The organism is Pseudoduganella sp. R-34, assembly GCF_049904655.1.
Classification (GTDB): Bacteria; Pseudomonadota; Gammaproteobacteria; order Burkholderiales; family Burkholderiaceae_D; genus Rugamonas.
On record NZ_CP184572.1, the window covers coordinates 5,424,338 to 5,443,055 of the forward strand.

17 protein-coding genes are annotated in these 18,718 nt (G+C 61.9%); 6 read left to right on the forward strand and 11 right to left on the reverse strand.

The features are described from left to right. Window positions 1-10: 10 nt before the first annotated feature. From ACN9MW_RS24910 to ACN9MW_RS24930, 5 genes are all read right to left on the reverse strand, one after another. The gene (locus ACN9MW_RS24910) at window positions 11-811 is read right to left on the reverse strand and encodes a MinD/ParA family ATP-binding protein (RefSeq protein ID WP_426163814.1); all 801 of its coding nucleotides are present in this window, start codon (window positions 809-811) and stop codon (window positions 11-13) included. Then, window positions 804-2,147 carry a flagellar biosynthesis protein FlhF gene (gene flhF / locus ACN9MW_RS24915; protein WP_426163816.1) on the reverse strand — a complete coding sequence of 448 codons (1,344 nt, stop codon included), beginning with the start codon at window positions 2,145-2,147 and terminating at the stop codon, window positions 804-806. The genes ACN9MW_RS24910 and flhF overlap by 8 nt, the downstream gene beginning before the upstream one ends. A gap of 269 nt (window positions 2,148-2,416) precedes the next feature. After that, the gene (flhA, locus tag ACN9MW_RS24920) at window positions 2,417-4,546 is read right to left on the reverse strand and encodes a flagellar biosynthesis protein FlhA (protein ID WP_426163818.1); all 2,130 of its coding nucleotides are present in this window, start codon (window positions 4,544-4,546) and stop codon (window positions 2,417-2,419) included. Window positions 4,547-4,558: 12 nt separating this feature from the next. Continuing rightward, entirely contained in the window at window positions 4,559-5,695 is a 1,137-nt protein-coding gene (flhB, locus tag ACN9MW_RS24925; protein ID WP_426163820.1) for a flagellar biosynthesis protein FlhB, read from the reverse strand. A gap of 81 nt (window positions 5,696-5,776) precedes the next feature. Next, window positions 5,777-6,808 (reverse strand): fumarylacetoacetate hydrolase family protein, encoded by a 1,032-nt coding sequence (locus ACN9MW_RS24930; RefSeq protein WP_426163822.1) that lies wholly within the window; start codon window positions 6,806-6,808, stop codon window positions 5,777-5,779. Window positions 6,809-6,900: 92 nt separating this feature from the next. Between ACN9MW_RS24930 and ACN9MW_RS24935 the strand changes: the two genes are divergently transcribed. Next, the gene (locus tag ACN9MW_RS24935; RefSeq protein ID WP_426163825.1) at window positions 6,901-7,305 is read left to right on the forward strand and encodes a DUF2061 domain-containing protein; all 405 of its coding nucleotides are present in this window, start codon (window positions 6,901-6,903) and stop codon (window positions 7,303-7,305) included. 39 nt (window positions 7,306-7,344) lie between these two features. Here the strand turns inward: ACN9MW_RS24935 and ACN9MW_RS24940 are convergent, their stop codons facing one another. Then, window positions 7,345-8,379 (reverse strand): Rpn family recombination-promoting nuclease/putative transposase, encoded by a 1,035-nt coding sequence (locus tag ACN9MW_RS24940; protein WP_426163827.1) that lies wholly within the window; start codon window positions 8,377-8,379, stop codon window positions 7,345-7,347. A gap of 149 nt (window positions 8,380-8,528) precedes the next feature. On the opposite strand from ACN9MW_RS24940, the gene ACN9MW_RS24945 reads away from it, so the two are divergent. Beyond that, window positions 8,529-8,906: a VOC family protein gene (locus tag ACN9MW_RS24945; RefSeq protein ID WP_426163829.1), complete on the forward strand. Its 378-nt coding sequence runs from the start codon at window positions 8,529-8,531 to the stop codon at window positions 8,904-8,906. A 9-nt stretch (window positions 8,907-8,915) separates the two neighbouring features. Continuing rightward, entirely contained in the window at window positions 8,916-9,338 is a 423-nt protein-coding gene (locus ACN9MW_RS24950) for an EF-hand domain-containing protein (RefSeq protein WP_426163831.1), read from the forward strand. On the opposite strand, the gene ACN9MW_RS24955 is transcribed toward ACN9MW_RS24950, so the two are convergent. Next, complete coding sequence (locus ACN9MW_RS24955; protein ID WP_426163833.1) at window positions 9,339-10,055, reverse strand: pseudouridine synthase; 717 nt, start codon at window positions 10,053-10,055, stop codon at window positions 9,339-9,341. A 143-nt stretch (window positions 10,056-10,198) separates the two neighbouring features. Here ACN9MW_RS24955 and ACN9MW_RS24960 point away from each other — a divergent pair, with 143 nt between their 5' ends. Then, window positions 10,199-10,492, forward strand: coding sequence for a hypothetical protein (locus tag ACN9MW_RS24960; RefSeq protein ID WP_426163835.1), 294 nt, complete (start codon window positions 10,199-10,201; stop codon window positions 10,490-10,492). Between the two features lie 117 nt (window positions 10,493-10,609). On the opposite strand, the gene ACN9MW_RS24965 is transcribed toward ACN9MW_RS24960, so the two are convergent. The 4 genes from ACN9MW_RS24965 to ACN9MW_RS24980 are packed head-to-tail and all read right to left on the reverse strand — an operon-like array spanning window position 10,610 to window position 13,659. Beyond that, the gene (locus ACN9MW_RS24965) at window positions 10,610-11,608 is read right to left on the reverse strand and encodes a S49 family peptidase (protein ID WP_426163837.1); all 999 of its coding nucleotides are present in this window, start codon (window positions 11,606-11,608) and stop codon (window positions 10,610-10,612) included. Continuing rightward, window positions 11,605-11,970 (reverse strand): Rieske (2Fe-2S) protein, encoded by a 366-nt coding sequence (locus tag ACN9MW_RS24970; RefSeq protein WP_426163839.1) that lies wholly within the window; start codon window positions 11,968-11,970, stop codon window positions 11,605-11,607. Before ACN9MW_RS24970 ends, ACN9MW_RS24965 begins: the two co-directional genes overlap by 4 nt. Further along, window positions 11,970-12,629, reverse strand: coding sequence for an HAD-IIIA family hydrolase (locus ACN9MW_RS24975; RefSeq protein WP_426163841.1), 660 nt, complete (start codon window positions 12,627-12,629; stop codon window positions 11,970-11,972). Before ACN9MW_RS24975 ends, ACN9MW_RS24970 begins: the two co-directional genes overlap by 1 nt. A 10-nt stretch (window positions 12,630-12,639) precedes the next feature. Next, window positions 12,640-13,659, reverse strand: coding sequence for an RluA family pseudouridine synthase (locus tag ACN9MW_RS24980; RefSeq protein ID WP_426163843.1), 1,020 nt, complete (start codon window positions 13,657-13,659; stop codon window positions 12,640-12,642). Window positions 13,660-14,222: 563 nt separating this feature from the next. Between ACN9MW_RS24980 and ACN9MW_RS24985 the strand changes: the two genes are divergently transcribed. Together ACN9MW_RS24985 and chrA are read left to right on the forward strand one after the other, a co-directional pair. Then, a complete protein-coding gene (locus tag ACN9MW_RS24985) occupies window positions 14,223-17,360 on the forward strand; it encodes an Rne/Rng family ribonuclease (RefSeq protein ID WP_426163845.1) in 3,138 nt (1,045 codons plus the stop codon). Continuing rightward, the gene (chrA, locus tag ACN9MW_RS24990) at window positions 17,353-18,714 is read left to right on the forward strand and encodes a chromate efflux transporter (protein WP_426163847.1); all 1,362 of its coding nucleotides are present in this window, start codon (window positions 17,353-17,355) and stop codon (window positions 18,712-18,714) included. The genes ACN9MW_RS24985 and chrA overlap by 8 nt, the downstream gene beginning before the upstream one ends. Window positions 18,715-18,718 lie beyond the last annotated feature (4 nt).

The following is an 18,718-nucleotide window of genomic DNA, read 5'->3' on the forward strand; positions in this document are numbered from 1 at the left end:
CTAATTCTTTTCAGGCTCTAAAATGGTTGCAGCTCCCCATCGCAAAACGCCCTGCCAGCTGGCGGAAGGCCACTGAAGCCCCGGCCAATGGGAAGGCGTCCACCACCGCACGACCCAGGCGGGCTGCACGCTGCAGGTATTCGTCAGCCGGCACAGAACCCATGGAAACAAGGTTGACTGCCAGGTAACGGCTTGCCGCATGTGCCATATTATCGTAAACCACCCTTGCTTCGGCCTCCGAAGCGCCGGTGACCAGGATGCCGAACGGCCGGCGGCCCAGTTCATGGTTGAGCCGCTTGATCATCATATAAGCATTCTTGATCGAAGTGGCGCTATTCGACACCTGTACCACGATCTCGGAACTGGCCATCAAGGGTACCGGGAAGGCTTCGCCGTCGAACTCGCCGTCCACCAGCACGATGCCGGCCTGGCTGGCCAGCACGCCGAAGGCCTTGGCCAGGCGGCGCCCTTCGTCCGGGCCGCGGCGCGCTTCGCCGCGCGTCATCGACACCACATTGAAGCCTTGCGGTGCAGCATGCAACACCTGGTTCAAGCCGCAGCGCTGGCGCGCCACGTCGAGCAGGCTGGCGCCGTGGTCCAGCCCAAGGCGGGACACCACCCCGTGGGCACTGGCGCAGGCATCGACCAGCAGCACGTCGTTGCCGGCCTGCGACAGCGAGGCGCCCAGGTTAACCAGCATGGCGCCCTTGTCGTCCTGCGGCGTGGCCGACAGGAAGGTGATGATGCGTGGCCGGGGCCCGGCCAGCATCCGGCGCAGGCCTTCGGCCTGGTCGAAGTCAAAATTAGCCAAAGCGTACCTCGCGCAGCATTGGGTCATGGGCGGCACCGGCTACCAGCAGCGGCAGTTCGGCATCGCCGTATTTCGGGGCGGACTGGCCACCGAAAGCGCGCCCTACCAGCGCTGCCGGGTCGGCCAGGTGCAGGTCTTCCGGCACGCGCTGGCCGTTGGACATGTAGAACAGGCGCAGCTTGTGGCGAATCACCACGTCCAGGGCGGAGCCGATCGAGGCAGCTTCGTCGAGCTTGGTGATGATGGCACCGGCCAGGCCGCTGCCCTGGTAGGCGCGGACTACTTCGGACAAGGTTTCCTGGGTCGAAGTAGCGTTCATGCACAGGATGCGCTGCACGTCGGTGCCGACGCCCTGCAGCATGGCGACCTGTTCGGCCACCATCTGGTCACGCTGGCTGACACCAACGGTATCAATCAGTACGGTGTGCTTGTTGCGCAGCTCGTTCAGGGCGATGCGCAGGTCCGCTTCGTCCTTCACCGAGTGCACCATCACGCCCAGGATCTTGCCGTAGATGCGCAGTTGTTCGTGGGCGCCGATACGATAGGCGTCGGTGGTGATCAGGGCCAGCTTTTCCGGGCCGTGGCGCATCACGCAGCGCGCAGCCAGCTTGGCGGTGGTGGTGGTCTTGCCGACGCCGGTCGGGCCGACCAGGGCGAACACGCCGCCCTTTTCCAGCAGCGCGTCTTCGTTGTTCACGGCATTGATGTTGCGCGCGAGGACAGTGCGCATCCATTGCAGCGCTTCGGCGCTGTCGCGGGTGGCCGGCAGCTTGTCGGTCAGGTAGCGCGCCAGGCTGGCGGAGAAGCCGGCTGCCAGCAGTTCGCGCAGCACCACGGTTTTGTGCGGTTCGCGTTGCTGGGTGTTGGCGAAGGCCAGTTCGTTGAGCTGGGTTTCCATCATGCCGCGCATGGCGCGCAGCTCGCTCATCATGCTGGTCATCTCGGCGGCGGCGCTGGCTTTGGCGCTGGCGACGGCTTCGGCGACCAGGGAGGAAATGCGGTCCATGTCCACGGCTGGCGCAGCCGCTACCGGTGCGATCGGGCGGGCCGCTGCACGCGGGGCGGCCGGCGCCGCGCGTGCGGTGGCGCGCACCACTGGCGCTGCCGGCTGGGAGACCAGGGCCGGCGCCAGGTCCAGTTGCGGCGCCGGTGCGGCCATCGGGGAATCCGGGGAGTGCGGGGCCAGCGCGGCGGCATCGTCGCCGCCCAGGGCCAGGATTTCCACCGCGCCGTCGACGGCGCGGTTGGACAGGATCACCGCATCCGGGCCGAGCGCTTCGCGCACCTTGCGCAGCGCTTCACGAGATGTTGGGGCGGTAAATTTTTTAACGTTCATTTCCTGCTACTCCGACAGATTCGCACATGGTCAGATTATTGACGATGCGTGGAGGTAACAATCGGTGGAATAGCTTGGGAAATGCGGCTTAATTCAAAACCCGGTAAACCTGGGTCTGACCCGCAGGGTCAGACCCTGTCTGTTCGACGGCCGACAGGTGTGGGTTCGAAGCTTTTGACTTTTGACGAAGACCAACGGCGCACAACCAACCCCGTTGGCCGCGCCGCAGACAGGGTCTGACCCTGCGGGTCAGACCCTGGTTTACCGGTTTACTGCGCACCCACCAGCGAAGTCACCCGAATCGTCTTCGTCTCCGGAATCTCCGAATGCGACAGCACTTTCAGCTGCGGCAGTGCGCGGCGCAGGAACTTGGACAGCAGCGGACGCAGTGCGCCCGGCACCAGCAGCACCGGCGTCATGCCCAGCGCCTCCTGCTGCTGCGTTGCCGCAGCAGCCTGCTGGGCAATCGTATCGGCCAGCCCCGGCTCAATGCCCGCCGCATCGCCGGCACCACTCGTCATGGCCTGCATCAGCAAGCGCTCGAGGCGATTGTCAAGCGTCATGACCGACAGCTCCCCGCCGGCCGGGAACAACTGCTGCACGATCGCCCGGCCCAGGGCCACACGCACCTGCGCAGTCAGCTCATTCGGATCCTGGGTATGCGGCGTGAACTCGGCCAGCGTCTCGATAATGGTGCGCATGTCGCGGATATGCACGCCCTCTGCCAACAGGTTCTGCAGCACCTTCTGCAGCGCCGACAGCGACAGCATCTTCGGCACCAGGTCCTCCACCAGCTTCGGCGAATCCTTGCCCAGGTGATCCAGCAAGGACTGCACTTCTGCGCGACCAAGCAATTCGGAAGCATGCGATGTGATCAGGTGATTCAGGTGGGTGGCCACGACGGTGCCCGCATCGACCACGGTATAACCCATGCCGGTAGCCTGGTCGCGCAGCGAGGCGTCGATCCAGATGGCCGGCAGGCCGAAAGCCGGATCGGTAGTGACCATGCCCGGCAGCGTGCCGCTTGCCATGCCCGGATTGATCGCCAGGAACTGGCCGTTGAATGCCTCGCCGGTACCGACCTCTACGCCCTTCAGCGTGATACGGTAGGCAGAAGGCTTCAACTCCAGGTTGTCGCGGATGTGCACCGGCGGCGCAAGGAAGCCAACTTCCTGCGCAAATTTCTTGCGAATGCCCTTGATACGCTTCAGCAGTTCGCCCCCCTGGGTCTTGTCGACCAGCGGGATCAGCCGATAGCCCACTTCCAGGCCGAGGGTATCGACCGCCATCACGTCCTGCCAGGTCGCCTCTTCCTGCTCTGGGGCCGCCTGCGCACCGGCCGCGGCGCCGGCCGCACCACCACCGCCAGGGCCGCCGGCCTCCTGGGCGGCAACCGTTTCCGCCTTTTCCTTCGCGCGCTTCTGCAGCATGTAGCCGGAGCCGATCAGGACCGACGCCAGCAGGATGAACACCAGGTTAGGCATGCCGGGAATCAGGCCGAGACCGCCGATGATGCCGCCAGTGATGAACAGCACTTGCGGCTTGGCGAACAACTGGCTGATCACCTGCGTGCCGATGTCGGTCTCGGAGGCGACCCGCGACACCACGATACCGGCTGCAATCGAAATCACCAGCGAAGGAATCTGCGCCACCAGGCCGTCACCGATCGCCAGCAGCACATAATTTTTCAGCGCGTCGGCAAATCCCATATCGTGCTGGATCATGCCCACCAGCAGGCCGCCCACCACGTTGATCACGGTCACCAGGATGCCTGCCACCGCGTCGCCGCGCACGTATTTCGAGGCACCGTCCATGGCGCCGTAGAACTCGGCCTCCTGCGACACTTCATTGCGGCGGCGCTTGGCTTCCGGTTCGCCGATCAGGCCGGCATTCAGGTCGGCGTCAATCGCCATCTGCTTGCCGGGCATTGCGTCCAGGGCGAAACGGGCGCCCACTTCAGCGATACGGCCAGCACCTTTGGTCACCACCACGAAGTTGATGATGGTCAGGATTACGAACACCACGATACCGACGGTGTAGTTACCGCCGATCAGGAAGTGGCCGAAAGCCTCGATCACCTTGCCGGCAGCATCCGGCCCGGTGTGGCCTTCGGTCAGCACGACGCGGGTCGAGGCCACGTTCAACGACAGGCGCAGCATGGTCGAGACCAGCAGCACGGTCGGAAAAGCCATGAAGTCCAGCGGCTTGACCGTGTACAGGCTGGTCAGCAGCACGATGATCGACAGTGCGATATTGAAGCTGAAGAACAGGTCGAGCACGAACGCCGGCAAGGGCAGGATCATCATCGCCAGCAGCATGATGATCAGGATCGGCGCAGCCAGGGCTTGCCCGTTACCGGCAATGCCTCTCATCCATGGCGGCATGTTCAGGGCGTTCATTCTCTACTCCGTTTATTTCTTGTTCAGTGGGTCCATGTCGTCCGGCACATCGAGCCTGGTCGGACGATCCGGGTAGCGCAGGCCTGGACGATAGGCCTTGATCTGGTACACATAGGCCAGCACTTCAGCCACGGCGGCGTACAGGCGCGGCGGGATTTCATCGCCGATTTCGGTGTGCTTGTGCAGGGCACGCGCCAGCGGCGGCGCTTCCAGGATGGCAACCCGGTGCTCTTTGGCCAGCTCGCGGATCTTGGCCGCCACTTCGTCGGTGCCCTTGGCCACCACGCGCGGCGCCCCCTGCCCGCCTTCGGCGTATTTCAGCGCCACCGCATAGTGGGTCGGGTTGGTCACCACGACGTCGGCGGTCGGCACTTCCTGCATCATGCGTTTCTTCGCCATTTCGCGCTGGAGCTGGCGGATCTTGCCCTTGATTTGCGGGTTGCCGTCCGACTCCTTGGATTCCTGGATCAGCTCCTGGCGCGTCATCTTCAGCTTGTTCGCGTAATGCCACATCTGGTACGGTGCATCGATCAGGGCGATGAAGCCCAGCGCGCCGACGATCACGATGAAGCTGAAGCCCAGCATATTCATGACATGCGTGCTGCCGGTGTGCAGCGGCTCGAGCATCAGGCCGATTGCCTCCTGCTGCTGGCGCGAAATGACCATATAGGCCACCACGCCGACGATGATGGACTTGATGATGGCCTTGACCAGCTCCACCAGCGAGTTGGTGGAGAACATGTTGCCGATGCCCGTGATGGGATTCAGCTTCATGAAATTGGGGGTGAAGGCCTTGGCCGAAAACAGCCAGCCGCCGACCAGCAGCGGCGAGGCCAGGGCCACCACCATCACGGCGACGGCGATCGGCAGGCAGGCCAGCATCACGTGCACCACATCGACCAGGATGCGGGTCACCAGGACGTCGGGGTTGTAGACTTGCTCACGCGTCAGCGACAGCCCCGAAGTGAGGCTGCGGCTCAATTCGCGCACCAGGCCGGAGCCGGTCATCCACAGGCCGGCACCCGCTGCCATGAGAACGGTAAAGGTCGCGACTTCGCGCGACCTGGGTACGTCCCCTTCTTCACGCGCCTGCTCGAGGCGCCTCTGTGACGCGGGTTCTGTTTTCTCGGCTTCGCTGTCTTCAGCCATTGACCGCTCCTGTTATCGACCGTGCCATTATCGCTGCGGCCGAGCAAGAGCTATCGATGGAAAAAGCGGGGAAAACCTGCCTTACTCGGCCCCGTCGGCGGCTGGCGCCGCCTCTGGCACGGCTTTCGGACGGCCCAATTGCCAGACCTGCTGGTCGATGGCGCCGAAGATGGACTTGCCGTCGGCATCCAGCATTTCGATCTTGATGGTGTCGCCGAAGGACATGAAGGAAGTTGTCGGTTTGCCATCGGCGATCATTTCCAGGCAGCGCTTTTCGGCGATGCAGGAATAGCCCTTTTTCGCATCCTTGTTGGACACGGTGCCCGAACCGACGATGGTGCCGGCGCGCGCATTGCGGGTTTTCACCAGGTGCGAAATCAACTGGGCGAAGTTGAACACCATGTCCACGCCCGCATTCGGCTGGCCTACCAGCTTGCCGTTCCAGGTCGAGCGCAGCGGCAGGTGGACCTTGGCGTCGCTCCAGGCTTCGCCCAGTTCGTCCGGCGTCACGGCCACTGGCGAGAAGCTGCTGGCCGGCTTGGACTGGAAGAAGCCGAAGCCTTTGGCCAGCTCCTCCGGGATCAGGTTGCGCAGCGAGACGTCGTTGACCAGCACCAGCAGGCGAATCTGCTGGAAAGCCAGGTCGGGCGTGGCGCCCATCGGCACATCGTCGGTAATCACGGCGATTTCCGACTCGAAGTCGATGCCCCATTCTTCATGCTTCAACTCGATGTCGTCGCAAGGGCCGATGAAATCGTCACTGCCCCCCTGGTACATCAGCGGATCTTCCCAGAACGAGGCCGGCATCTCGGCATTGCGTGCCTTGCGCACCAGCTCGACGTGATTGACGTAGGCCGAACCGTCGGCCCACTGGAAGGCGCGCGGCAGCGGTGCCATGCAGTTCTTCGGCTCGAAGTCGAAGCTGCGGCGGGCCTTGCCCTCGTTGAGCTGGCGATACAGGTCGTCAAGCTGGGGCGAGATGAAGGTCCAGTCGTCCAGCGCGCGTTGCAGGCTGCGGGCGATGCCATCGGCGACCACGGCGGTTTTCAGGTCGCGGGAGACGACGAGCAATTGGCCGTCGCGGGTACCGTCTTTGAGGGTGGCAAGTTTCATTTCAGGAATGCTATCGATTCGGTAGAGATAATCAATTTTACCTCCTGGATGCGAATCATTACCATTTGGCTCAACTAGAAAGGAATTCGATCATGGCAATCGCAGCGAAGAAAATGAGCCAAGTCACCGCCCACATGGGCATCGCCTTCGGCCTGATGTATGTATTGACTGGGTCGGTGGCATTCGGCGGCCTGGCTGCCGTGCTGGAACCGGTGATCAACGTCGTGCTGCTGCCATTCCATGAACGCGCCTGGCACGCGCTGCGCCAGCGCTTCGCTCACCGCCGGCTGGCATTGATCGCAGCCGAGAAAATCTCGCAAACCGCAATGCATGCGATCATTGCCTTTGGAACCTTATACGCTGCCACTGGATCAATCGCGTTCGGTGGCCTGGCGGCAGTGTTGGAACCGATCATCAATGTGATCGCCCTGCCCTTCCACGACCGCCTGTTCGACCGCCATCTAATGCGAAGCGCCGCATCGCCGATGGCTGCCTGACAATAATCGCCTGACTTGCCATCGGATGCATCCTGGCCGCTACCGCGATAACAACTCCGGCGGCACGCTCGCGCTGTCAATGAGGACGTGAATCCAGTCCAGCAGTTGCTCGGGCGCCGCTTGCTCCAGAACCTGGGCACCGGCCTGGGATAGTGGCTTTCCAGCATGCTCGAGCAGTAATCTCACAGTATTGCGCCGCTCAGCCAACAGGGCGTTTTTCGCCCCTTCCTGCTGTCCCTCATGCCAACCTTCCTGCAAGCCTTCTTGCCGGCCTTCCTGCCGGCCTTCCTGCCGGCCTTCCTCCCGCCCCTCGCGTCGACCGCGGAGCAAGGTTCGGTACTCGAGTACCTCTGTGTAGTTGCGAAAATCATGTTCGAACATCATGGCGATTTTCTCCATAGTTAGCGCCTGGGCCATGTCCGCATCGGGGAACTGGGCAGAAAGACGCATTTGCACCCAAGCAGTGAGCGTCCTCGACAACAAATCATTGTGCTGGCGCTCCAGCCACACCGACAACGTTCGAGTCAGCGCTGGAATATCGCTGGCCTCGTCATCGGCCCGATCAAGTTCAAGCAAGGCTCCGATGACACCCTGTCCGATGCTTCGATCGACCAGCACATAATTTAGTTCCGGCTGCAGCGATTCCAGGCCAGGTGGCGCCTGCGGCCGGAATGCCCCCAGGGACCGGCTATACGGCCATGCCTCGCGGCCACTATAGAGAACGATGGGGAGCAGCAGCGGTTCCTTTCCGTGGGTCGCCCTGCGCGCCTTGATGAGGTCATCGGAAAGTAGCGCTGCATAACCCTGCATGCGTGTCGCCATCCATTTGTCCGGGATCGATTGGAATTCGATAAGCATATGGATGCTCGGACGACGAGATCGATGCACACACCACACGACGTCATCATGACGATGCGTGCCATTCGGCGATACATAGCTGGCATTCAGGCGTACAAAGTCGTCTGGGCGGACCGCTCTCGTCCATTCCTGCGGCACAGCCACGCACAACAGCTCGCGCGCCAACTCCGGGAACGAAAACAGCTGTTTGTAGCCGGTATCACTGGGGGAAGCCATGCAGGAAGTCTATGCGGCCCCTGTTTAAGCACTTTGGGCAAGCGCAAGCTGTTGCGACAAACCGGTCAGCCCCGGTGTGCGACAGCGAACGGACGCTTAGCGCCCAGGGGCCTAATCTCCACGCATCGAGTTCAAGCCGGGAGGCGAATATGCTGGCAGACAAAGATGCTATTGCGATGATCGCAGTAAAGAATCTGGATGCGGCGGCGAAATTTTACGGTGAAGTTCTCGGCCTTGAGAAGCTCGACAGCCCCGAACAGGAAGTGCTGGTCTTCCGCAGTGGGACCAGCACGATCAACGTCTATCGGTCGCAGTTTGCCGGTACAAACAAGGCAACCAATGTCATGTGGAACGTGGGCAGCGAACTGGAAGAAATTGCAGAACGCTTGAGAACGCAAGGTGTCATATTCGAGCACTACGATATGCCCGGCCTGAAACGCGAGGGCAACGTACACGTTGGCGGCAGTATGAAAGTGGCATGGTTCAGGGATCTCGATGGCAATATCCTCAGCATTGTTAGTGGCTAGGAGGCCAATATGAAAGCACTTAGCTTCATCGCAGGCGCACTAATCTCGGCACAGGCAATCGCCGGACCTGAGGTCGATAAGGAATTCAATTCCATGGATGCCGACCAGAATGGCAAGGTATCGGCGGCTGAACATGCGGCCGGTGCGAAGAGGATGTTCGAGCATATGGATGCCAACCATGATGGCAAAGTGGGTGCTGCAGAAATGACTGCTGCACACAAGGCCATTACGGGACAGGCAACGAAAAAGTCGGACATGCCGGCAGCCGACAAGATCAAGGCCGTCGATTCTGACGGCGATGGCGTGCTTACTGCCGAAGAGCACGCCAAAGCGTCGGCATCCATGTTTGCGAAAATGGATACCGACAAGGACGGATTCCTGAGCAAGCAGGAAATGGCCGCGGGACATGCGGCCATGATGAAGAAACAGTGATCAGGCCGGCGCCAATAACGCGAGCTGTTCGGGGGTGAGATAGCACCATTCCCCTTCCTGCAAGCCCAGAGAATCGAGTTGCAATTGGCCGATGGCGGAGCGGTGCAGCGCAGAGCAATGATTGCCGGCAGCAGCGAGCATGCGCTTGACCTGGTGGTATTTGCCTTGTTCGAGCACGATCTCGAGCTGGTGCTCGCCGCGCTTGATGCAGGTGACGGCAGCCAGGGGAGCGGGCTCATCATGCAACTGGACGCCGGCCAGCATCTGGGCCACCAGCTCGTCGGTCACCGGTTCGGCCGTGGTGGCCAGGTAGACCTTGGGCACGTGGCGCTTGGGCGAAGACTGCGCATGGATGAACGGGCCGTCATCGGACATCAGCAGCATGCCGGTGGTGTCATGGTCGAGGCGGCCGACCGGCTGGACTTCGCGCCAGGTGAATTGCTCAGGCAACAAGGTCAGCACGCCCGGGTGGTGGCTGGGCTTGCGGGAGCATTCGTAGTCGGAAGGCTTGTACAGGGCAATATAGAGGTGCTCGCGATACACCCACTCTTCGCCGAACACTTCCAGCACCAGGCCGTCGGTTTCGATAGTCGCTTTATAGTTGTCCTGCACTTCGCCGCCGATGGCAACGTCACCGTCTTCGATCAGGGCGCGGCAGTATTTACGGGTGCCGAAGCCTTGCGACTGCAGGATTCGGTCCAGGGATAATTTACTCATGGGGCGGGATTTTACCGGATTTACGCTACCGCAAGCCTCCCTATTGATGCAGATCAAAGGGCGTGACAGTCGAGTTGGTACACTTAAATAGCATTAGGAATCTGCTGACTGGGCTATAGGAATTTCTTTGGGAGATCTCAGCAATGAAGCTCTACATCAACCGTAAGTCGTTGGCACAGGCCCATGCCGCTTCGCTGGAAACCAAATTGGCAGTCGCGCGCTGGAGCGGCCAGGCAGGGGCAATGCCGCAAGCGTTGTGGCGGCGTCAACAGGGAGCGGAGCTGCTCGAGTGGCTGCTGCAAGGCGGCTTTTCAACCGAAGACCAGGGCGCAGAAACGAAAACAGCGGCCAGGGGCCGCCGTTCTCTTGCCTCCCAAAGAGACAGTGACGAGGAATGTGAATTCACTCAAGTCCGCATCCGTAATGCGGCTGCGTAGTCTGCCTCAAGAATTGATTGCTAATCGCCCTCCCCTTGAATCGAACTACACCGTCAATATAGTCCACGTCGGGGAAATGGCAAGCAAAAATGCCAATGTTGACTGCTGAGCCAAGTTTCAGCGCAAGCTCGGCTTGGCAGCATCGGCGGCGGCCTTGATGGCGCCATAACCAACTGCTGCGCCAAACTTCTTCAGCACGCGCTCTGGCAGGTTTTCATGCTGGGTATAGTCGACGATGTCTTCCGCTTTCACGATGTCGCGCGCCACGCTGTCGACGCTGCCCAGGTCATCGGCCAGCCCCATGTCGATGGCCCGCGCGCCAGTCCAGTACAGGCCGGAGAACATGTCGGGAGTTTCCTTCAGGCGCTTGCCGCGGCCGGTACGCACCACGTCGATGAATTGGGCATGGATTTCCTTGAGCATGGTCTGCGCATGCTGCTTCTGCTTGTCCGACTGGGGGCTGAACGGATCCATGAAACCCTTGTTTTCGCCAGCGGTGAGCAAGCGGCGTTCCACGCCCAGCTTTTCCATGGTGCCAGTGAAGCCGAAGCCATCCATCAGCACGCCAATCGAGCCAATGATGCTGGCCTTGTTGACGTAGATGCGATCGGCGGCCGAGGCGATGTAATAGCCGCCCGAGGCGCAGATTTCATCGACCACCACGTATAGCGGCTTTTGCGGGTAGCCGTGGCGCAGGCGGCGGATCTCGTCCACGATCATGCCGGCCTGGACCGCGCTGCCGCCCGGGCTGTTGATGTGCAGGACGATGGCCACCGAGCCGGTATCCGAGAAGGCTTTGTTCAGCGCGGGAATCACCACATCCGCCGCACCGCTGCCTTCCGACTCGATACTGCCTTCGATTTCGATCAGGGCGGTATGGCGGCCCAGGGCCTCGGCATCGCCGCCCATCAGGTTGACGCCGAAGTAGCTGGCCAGGGCGAAGAAAATGATCGCCAGTGTCGACACCTTGAAGAAAATGCTCCAGCGGCGATTGGCGCGCTGCTCCTTCAGCGTAGCGAACACCAGCTTTTCCAGCACTTCACGCTCCCACTTGATGGGAGGATTCTCGGCCGAGGGCGCTGGCTGGGTGTTATTGTTGTCGTTGATATCACTCATGGTCGTGGGCGCACGTAATCGTCAGGCTGCCAGTAAATGTTTTCGTCTCGCTCAATCACGGCAATCGGACGCAGTCGACCGCCGCGGCATGGGCCGCCGGCACATTGGCCATTCTCAGGCATATAAATGGCGCCGTGTGTGGAACACATGATATAGAGGCCGCTCGATTCAAAGAACTCGCCCTCAGCCCAGTCCAGCTCGATCGGCACGTGGGCGCAGCGGTTCAGGTAACCATAGACCTTGCCGCCGTAGCGCACCACGAAGCCGGTGCTGTCTTCGCCACCGGCGCGCAAGGGAAAACGGATTCCCTTGCCGCCTTCCAGCAAAGCCTCGGCAGCGCAAACCAGGATGTCAGCATCCATCAAGCGTTCTCATTCAGCCATTGGTGCAATTGCGGCACAGTCCGCGCCGAATACACCGGGTTGCAGGCAGCCAGTTGTTCCAACGGATGGGCGCCATATTCGACGGCGATGCCGGAAGATCCCGCATTTTGCGCCATCATCAGGTCATGTGTGGTGTCGCCAATCATCACGGTCCTGCGCAAATCCTGGCCCAGTTCGCGGGTCAGTTCCTGCAGCATGGCCGGATGCGGCTTGGAGAAAGTCTCGTCGGCGCAGCGCGTCGCATCGAAAGTCGACAACAGTCCGGCGGCGTTCAGGGAACGATTCAGGCCGACCCGGCTCTTGCCGGTCGCGACAGCAAGAAAATAGCCTTGCTGGGACAAGTCCTGCAACATTTCGTGCACGCCATCGAACAGTGTCAGCTCGTGGTCTTTCGCCAGGTAGTGATAGCGGTAGCGCTCCATCACGCGCGGATAAATCTTCGGGTCGAGGTTCGGCATGGCGACCTGCATGGCTTCTCCCATGCCCAGCCCGATCACGTGGGCGGACTGTTCCCTGCTCGGGATAGGCAGGCCCAGGTCCTTGGCGGCAGCCTGGATGCACTTCACGATGGTGGCGGTGCTATCCATGAGCGTGCCATCCCAATCGAAGACGATCAGGTCAAATTGCTTGCGCGGCATTATTTTTTTCTCAATTCAATGGTTTCCCCAAGCTTACCAAGAATCGCTGGCATTCGGCGGCCAAAGGCGCATTCAAGGTCATCGGCTTGCCCGTTTCCGGATGGGTAAACGTAATCTGGTGGGCGTGCAGGAACATGCGTTTCAGCGCGCCACGCGTTTCCGTGGCTTTCTGCAGCGCCTTGTTCAGTGCAAAATCGCCGTATTTATCGTCACCTGCAATCGGAAAGCCCGAAGATTGCAGATGAACGCGAATCTGGTGGGTTCGGCCGGTCTTCAGCTCGGCCTCCAGCAGCGCAAAACCATCAAATTTCTGCAGCAGGCTGAACACGGTATGCGAAGCCTGGCCGTCGGCTTGCACGCGCACGCGGCGCTCGCCGTCCGGAAGCGTGTATTTATGCAATGCCAGCTTTACGTGCTGGCGCTTGTTCTTCCAGTCGCCCACCGCCAGGGCCAGGTAGCGCTTGTCGGTCAGTCCGTCGCGCATCTGGTCATGCAGGTTGGTCAGGGCAGTACGCTTCTTGGCGATCAGCAGCAGGCCGGACGTTTCCCGGTCCAGGCGGTGCACCAGTTCCAGGAACTTGGCGTCCGGGCGGGCTGCGCGCAACTGCTCGATGACGCCAAATGAAACGCCGGAACCGCCATGGACGGCAACGCCGCAGGGTTTGTTGATCACCAACAGGTTGGCGTCTTCAAATATGACGTCGAATTCGGCGGCCGGAACGGTTGCCTCTTGCTTTTCAGCAATGCGAATCGGTGGAATGCGCACCAGGTCGCCGGCATTCAAGCGGTACAACTGGTCGATGCGGCCCTTGTTCACCCGCACTTCACCCGAGCGCAGGATACGATAAACGTGGCTCTTCGGCACACCTTTGCAAACACGCAACAGGTAGTTATCGATCCGCTGTCCGGCCTCTTCTTCAGTGATTGTGACGAATTGTGCTTGCGGCAGGACCTGTTGGGGGGAAGCGGAATCGGCTTTTTGCGACTTGTTTTGGCCCGGCTTCCCAGAATTTCTCTCTAAGTCCTTCATTTTGAATATATAATCGTTATGCCGCGGTTTAATCTGCTGCAAGTGTAAAGAATTAAACGTACATTTTACACAGGGGCGTATCTACTGGCCTCGCCAAACGCAAATTCGGTGGAAAAAATTGTATACGCACATTCGTGCGCCGATCAGGGTCGCAACCGCTGTTGCCATCGGCTCGAGCGCTCGTGTGCTGAATTAGACTGGCTGGATTGTTAGGATAAGTCCGGCGAGCAAGCACTACAGTCGTTGCTCGCTGGTTGATGAAGTGGATAACGCTTGCCGTTTCGCCAAGGCACCATACAAGATGCCCTGGCCCGACGATGTGCGCACGCCTGCATTCTCCCGCCACCCGGCAACGCTCGGGCCGTTGGATGATGTTGCACGCAGTGCGCAAACTCGGCATGACGATTTGCTTCATGCGCCCAATGCGGCGGCAGCGCTTCGCGCCCGCCGCATGACGAGGCATTTCCCCCTACAGCCTCCTTAATTCACGCGTATATCCTTGTACTTCGCCGTCTCCACGGAGGCGGCTTTGACATGGCCCAAGGGTCGCGGAGTTAATAAAAATGAAACGCATGTTGTTTAATGCTACGCAGCAAGAGGAGTTGCGCGTAGCAATTGTCGACGGTCAAAAATTGATCGACATCGACATCGAGACCGCCGGACGAGAGCAGCGCAAGTCCAATATCTACAAAGGCGTCATCACTCGAATCGAACCCTCCCTCGAAGCTTGCTTCGTCAGCTACGGCGAAGACCGCCACGGCTTCCTCCCCTTTAAAGAAGTTGCCCGTTCCTATTTCCGCGAAGGCGTCGACGTGCGCAATGCATCCGTCAAGGAAGCGCTGCGCGAAGGCCAGGAAATCATGGTGCAGGTGGAGAAGGAAGAGCGCGGCAATAAGGGCGCGGCACTGACCTCCTTTATTTCGCTGGCTGGCCGTTACCTGGTCCTGATGCCGAACAACCCGCGCGGTGGCGGTGTTTCCCGCCGTGTCGAGGGCGAAGAGCGCCAGGAGCTGCGCGAAACCATGGACAAGCTGGACCTGCCGCAAGGCATGTCGGTGATTGCCCGTACCGCCGGCATCGGCCGTACCGTGGAAGAGCTGCAGTGGGACTTGAACTACCTGATGCAACTGTGGCGCGCCATCGAAGGCGCCTCCAAGGCAGCCTCCGGCGCTTTCCTGATCTACCAGGAATCGTCCCTGGTGATCCGCGCCATTCGCGACTACTTCCAGCCTGATATCGGCGAGATCCTGATCGATACCGACGAGATCTACGAACAGGCGCACCAGTTCATGTCGCACGTGATGCCGGACATGGTGCACCGCGTGAAGCGCTACAGCGACGACGTGCCGCTGTTCTCGCGCTTCCAGATCGAACACCAGATCGAAACCGCGTACTCGCGCACGGTTCCGCTGCCATCGGGTGGCGCCATCGTGATCGACCACACTGAAGCCCTGGTCTCCATCGACGTCAACTCGGCCCGCGCCACCCGCGGCTCGGACATCGAAACCACCGCCTTCCACACCAACTGCGAAGCCGCCGACGAAGTGGCCCGCCAGCTGCGCCTGCGCGACCTGGGCGGCCTGATCGTGATCGACTTCATCGACATGGAAGTGTCGAAGAACCAGCGTGAAGTCGAACAGCGCCTGAAAGACGCCCTGCACCACGACCGTGCACGTGTCCAGATGGGCAAGATTTCCCGCTTCGGCCTGATGGAACTGTCGCGCCAGCGCCTGCGCCCTTCACTGTCGGAAGGCTCGCACGTGACCTGCCCGCGCTGCTCGGGCACCGGTCACATCCGCGATACCGAATCGTCCGCCCTGCAGGTGCTGCGCATCATCCAGGAAGAGGCGATGAAGGAAAATTCGGCCGCCATCCACGTCCAGGTGCCAGTCGACGTGGCTGCCTTCCTGCTGAACGAGAAGCGCGGCGAAGTGCTGAAGATCGAGACCCGTCACCGCATCACCGTGATCCTGATCCCGAACAAGCACCTGGAAACCCCGCACTACAAGCTGGAACGCATCAAGCACGACGATCCACGCCTGGAAGACCACGCTGCCTCCTACACCATGGCTGAAGCTGCCGAGACCGACATGTCGTTCTCCAAGCGCCACAAGGAAGAAGCCAAGCCGCGCCAGGAAGCCGTCGTCAAGACCATTACCCCAGAGCAACCAGCTCCAATGGTGGAACATAAGCCGGAAGCTGCCAAGCCAGCCGCCGCCGCTCCACGCGCGGCTGCTCCAGCAGCCCCGGCTGAAAAGGGCTTCTTCGCCAAGCTGATCTCCTTCTTCACCGGTGGTGAGAAGGAAGAGCCAGTGCAGCCGAAAGCGCCAGTCATCGTCACCAAGGCGCCAGCCAACGCAGAACGCGGCGACCGCAAGGATCGCGGCCAGCGTGGCCGTAACCGTGGCGGCAAAGGCGGCCGCGGCGAGCGCGAAGACCGCGAACCAGGCACCCGTCCAGGCGCCGAGGAAGCGAAACCGGCAGCAGAAGCCCGCAAGCCGCGCGAACAGCGCGAGCCACGTGAACCGCGTGAGCCACGCCAGCCGCGTGAACCACGCGAGCAGCGCGAAGGCGCCGAGGCGGCCCAGGCCCAAGGCCAGCGTGCCGAGCGCGAACCACGCGAGCAGCGTGAGCCACGTGAACCGCGCCAGCCTCGCCAGCCACGCGAGCCGCGCGCCGAGAAAGCAGTTCCAGCGGAAGCCAAGGCCGAGGAATTGGCACTGGCAGCAGCAGGCGTCGGTCCAGTTGGCACCGGCACCGGCGCGCCTGAGACGCCAGTACTGGTGAAAGCAGCCAGCAACACCGGACCAGAGGGTGAAGAGCATGAAGGCGCGGAAGGCGGCGACGAGCCACGCCGCCGCCGCCGTCGCGGTGGCCGCAACCGTAACCGTCGTGAGCGTGAAGGCGCTGAGGGCGTGGAAGGTGCGGAAGGCGCGACCGAGGCAACGTTCACCGTTGCGCCGGCTGAAGGCGAAGCAGTTCCAGTGGCCGCCGCTACCGAAGCTGTGTCGGCCCCAGTTGCTGCCCCGGCTGCTGTCACCGCCGAGCAGGCATCCACTGAAGCTGCGAGCGCTGCCGCTGCCGAAGGCGCCGCTGCGCACGCCGCTGCAGCCACGGCTGTCGAGGCGCCAGCGCTTGCTGAACCGGTTGCCGTAGCCCCTGTAGTAGCTGCGCCAGTCGAGCCCGCACCGGTAGCTGTCGCGCCAGTCGAGCCAGCCGCCGTGGACTTGCCAGTCGCTGCTCCAGCAGCCGCTGAGCCAGTCGCAGCGGAGCCTGTGGTCAGCGCGCCAGCATCGCCACAAGGCGTGCTGCCTTTCGCTGAAGCCGCGCCGGCCGCAACCGAACCGGCAACTGCCGAAGAAGTTGCTGCCGACGTCGTCGAGCCAGCGGCTGCCGCAACTCCAGCTCCAGCCGAGGCAGCGGCAGTCGCCGCCGCGCCGGCACCGGCCCCAGTTGCGCCAGCACCAGCTCCTGCCCCGGCAGCACCCGTGCCGGCCGCTGCCAAGGCAGACGTCGATGCCATGCTGGCTGCCGCCGGCCTGTCGATGGCAGTGACCGACCCGGCCAAGGTACGCGCGGCGCAGGAAGCTGCCGCCGCCGCCGCGACCACCCAACCGATCCGCGTGCCACGCGAGCGCAAGCCGCTGCCACCGGTTGCCAGCGAGCCGCTGGTACAGGTTGAAACCAAGGCGAATGGCTAACCGGCCTTTCGCAGACGAAAAAGGGAAGCCAGGTGCTTCCCTTTTTCATGTCCCATTGTGGGAAGCATTCCTGTATTGGCTCAAGCTGGGCTTCATCAGCTTCGGCGGCCCGGCCGGACAGATCGCCCTGATGCACACCGAGCTGGTTGAGCGCCGGCGCTGGATTTCCGAACACCGCTTCCTGCACGCACTGAATTACTGCATGCTCCTGCCCGGCCCGGAAGCCACGCAGCTCGCCATCTACATCGGCTGGCTGATGCACCGCACACTGGGCGGCATCATTGCCGGCGTACTGTTTGTACTCCCCTCGCTGTTGCTGCTGATTGGCCTGTCCTGGGCCTACATGGCTTACGGCAGCCTGCCCGCCGTCGCCGGCATCCTGTACGGCATGAAGCCCGCCGTAGTCGCCATTGTGCTGGCTGCCGCATGGCGCATCGGCAAACGCACACTGCGCAACCGCCCATTGATGGCCATCGCACTGGCTGCCTTCGTCGCCATCAGCTTTATCAAGCTGCCATTCCCGGCGATTGTCGGCGCGGCCGCCCTGCTGGGCTGGGCCGGCGGCCGGCTTCGTCCCGAACTGTTTGCCCTGGGCGGCGCCGGGCACGGCCCTGCCGCCACGCAAGCCGCCCACCCTCCCGCCCTGATCGACGATGACACGCCAACGCCGCAGCACGCGCGCTTCAGCTGGACCGGACTGGCGCGCGTCGCCGCTGCCGGCATCGTATTGATGGCTGGCGGCTGGCTGCTGCTCGCCTGGCTGTTCGGCATCGACAAACCGCTGGCGCAGATGGCCTGGTTCTTCAGCAAAGCCGCCATGATGACTTTTGGCGGGGCCTATGCTGTCCTGCCCTATGTCTACCAGGGCGGTGTCGAGCACTTCCACTGGCTGACGCCTGCCCAGATGGTCGATGGCCTGGCCTTGGGAGAAACCACGCCTGGCCCTCTGATCATGGTGGTGGCGTTCGTCGGCTTCGTCGGCGCCTGGACGCAGCAAGCCGTGGCCGGCCACCCTGCCCTGGCAGGCATGCTGGGCGCCGCTGTCGCCGCCTGGTTTACCTTCGTGCCGTCCTTCGTCTTCATCCTGGCCGGCGGCCCGCTGGTCGAATCAACGCGCGGCAATATCCGCATGACCGCCCCGCTGACCGCAATCTCTGCCGCCGTGGTGGGAGTAATTGCCAGCCTGGCACTATTTTTTGGCATCCACGTGTTCTATCCAGCCGGCCGCTGGGAGTGGCCGGCCGTCGCAATCGCCGCTACCGCAGCCATAGCCTTAATGCAGTACAAGCAAGGAACAATCCGCGTATTGCTGGCCTGTGCAATTGCTGGCATCGTGCTATCGTACCGGGTGTAACCAC

Bases quoted from the DNA above. Each gene is read 5' to 3' on its own strand.
- ACN9MW_RS24970 (WP_426163839.1), bottom strand. From the start codon at position 11,970: ATGGATGCTGACATCCTGGTTTGCGCTGCCGAGGCTTTGCTGGAAGGC.
- ACN9MW_RS24940 (WP_426163827.1), bottom strand. From the start codon at position 8,379: ATGGCTTCCCCCAGTGATACCGGCTACAAACAGCTGTTTTCGTTCCCG.
- ACN9MW_RS24935 (WP_426163825.1), top strand. From the start codon at position 6,901: ATGGCAATCGCAGCGAAGAAAATGAGCCAAGTCACCGCCCACATGGGC.
- flhB (WP_426163820.1), bottom strand. From the start codon at position 5,695: ATGGCTGAAGACAGCGAAGCCGAGAAAACAGAACCCGCGTCACAGAGG.
- ACN9MW_RS24980 (WP_426163843.1), bottom strand. From the start codon at position 13,659: ATGAAGGACTTAGAGAGAAATTCTGGGAAGCCGGGCCAAAACAAGTCG.
- ACN9MW_RS24965 (WP_426163837.1), bottom strand. From the start codon at position 11,608: ATGAGTGATATCAACGACAACAATAACACCCAGCCAGCGCCCTCGGCC.
- ACN9MW_RS24930 (WP_426163822.1), bottom strand. From the start codon at position 6,808: ATGAAACTTGCCACCCTCAAAGACGGTACCCGCGACGGCCAATTGCTC.
- ACN9MW_RS24975 (WP_426163841.1), bottom strand. From the start codon at position 12,629: ATGCCGCGCAAGCAATTTGACCTGATCGTCTTCGATTGGGATGGCACG.
- chrA (WP_426163847.1), top strand. From the start codon at position 17,353: ATGGCTAACCGGCCTTTCGCAGACGAAAAAGGGAAGCCAGGTGCTTCC.
- flhF (WP_426163816.1), bottom strand. From the start codon at position 2,147: ATGAACGTTAAAAAATTTACCGCCCCAACATCTCGTGAAGCGCTGCGC.
- ACN9MW_RS24955 (WP_426163833.1), bottom strand. From the start codon at position 10,055: ATGAGTAAATTATCCCTGGACCGAATCCTGCAGTCGCAAGGCTTCGGC.
- ACN9MW_RS24985 (WP_426163845.1), top strand. From the start codon at position 14,223: ATGAAACGCATGTTGTTTAATGCTACGCAGCAAGAGGAGTTGCGCGTA.
- ACN9MW_RS24960 (WP_426163835.1), top strand. From the start codon at position 10,199: ATGAAGCTCTACATCAACCGTAAGTCGTTGGCACAGGCCCATGCCGCT.
- flhA (WP_426163818.1), bottom strand. From the start codon at position 4,546: ATGAACGCCCTGAACATGCCGCCATGGATGAGAGGCATTGCCGGTAAC.
- ACN9MW_RS24950 (WP_426163831.1), top strand. From the start codon at position 8,916: ATGAAAGCACTTAGCTTCATCGCAGGCGCACTAATCTCGGCACAGGCA.
- ACN9MW_RS24945 (WP_426163829.1), top strand. From the start codon at position 8,529: ATGCTGGCAGACAAAGATGCTATTGCGATGATCGCAGTAAAGAATCTG.